The 1,312-nt window shown below is 36.5% G+C and carries 1 protein-coding gene; it reads left to right on the top strand.

All coding sequences use genetic code 11. From position 1 onward, the window contains the following. The first annotated feature begins 129 nt into the window (after positions 1-129). Entirely contained in the window at positions 130-1,299 is a 1,170-nt protein-coding gene (locus MR764_RS20145) for an IS4 family transposase (protein WP_247981255.1), read from the top strand. Positions 1,300-1,312: the final 13 nt, after the last annotated feature.

Here is a 1,312-nt window from a genome sequence, read left to right on the forward strand (position 1 = left end):
CACTAGTGGGTATTAAAAATTAATAGACGTTCTTTGAAATTCTTTGTTAGTCGTACTTGTAGCGATTTTTGATAGCGTGACGATTTGAATTGAAAATACGGATTTTTGCATGCAAACAAGCAATTATCCATGAACCAAGGCAAGTATATCTTCGCACAACTTACAGATTTTTTACCCAGACGTGTATTCGACAGAATTGTCAGCAAACACAACGGGAATAAGTATGTAAGAACTTTTACATGTTGGAATCAAATGCTATGTATGGTATTTGGACAGCTAACTTCAAGAGACAGTATGAGAGATCTACTCTTAAGTCTTGAAGCTCATAAATCCAAATATTATCATCTCGGATTTGGTTCGACAATAACTCGGAGAAACCTTGGCAAAGCAAATGAAAAACGTAGCTATAAAATCTTTGAAGATTTTGCTTATGTTCTCATAGAGGAAGCACGCAAAAGCTGTTACAGATCGGACTTTGAAGTCAACGTTGAAGGCAATGTTTATGCATTTGATTCATCAACAATAGACCTTTGTCTTAGTGTATTTTGGTGGGCTGAGTTTCGGAAAACAAAAGGTGGCATTAAACTGCACACTTTGTATGATGTTAAAACATCAATACCTGCGTTCCTGTATATCTCAAATGCCAAGGTGCACGATGTCAATGCACTTGATTTAATCTCATATGAGCCCGGAAGCTTTTATGTGATCGACAAAGCTTACATTGATTTTAAAAGACTATATCATCTTCACCAGCAGCGGGCTTTCTTTGTTACACGGGCAAAAGATAACATGCGATTTAAACGGATGTATTCAAACCCAGTTGACAAAGCAACCGGCGTGAGATATGATCAAATCGGGAAGCTGGAAACTTACTACCCAAGCAGAGATTATCCAGAGAAGCTTCGGAGGATAAAATATTATGATTATGAATCAGATAAGGAGCTAATTTTCCTTACCAACAACATGGAACTTAAACCTACCGAAATAGCTTATCTGTATAAAAAGCGCTGGGAAGTAGAACTCTTTTTCAAGTGGATGAAACAGCATCTGAAGATAAAATCCTTTTGGGGAACTACCCTTAATGCAGTAAAAATCCAGATGTATTGTGCGATCATCGCATACTGTCTTGTTGCCATAATTGGTAACAGATTGAAAGTTGACCGTTCAATCTACGAAATACTACAAATCCTTAGCATATCTCTACTCGACAAAACTCCTATAAAAGAAGTACTTACGAAATACGATTACAAAAATGTCAAAGAACTAAAAAATAAACAATTAATAATCAGCGGGTTTTAAGTGCCCGCTTATG

Origin of the sequence: Maribellus sp. YY47, from assembly GCF_023111095.1 — a bacterium.
Taxonomy (GTDB): domain Bacteria; phylum Bacteroidota; class Bacteroidia; order Bacteroidales; family Prolixibacteraceae; genus Draconibacterium.

Coding starts and splice junctions, on each gene's coding strand:
- MR764_RS20145 (WP_247981255.1), top strand. CDS start 130: ATGAACCAAGGCAAGTATATCTTCGCACAACTTACAGATTTTTTACCC.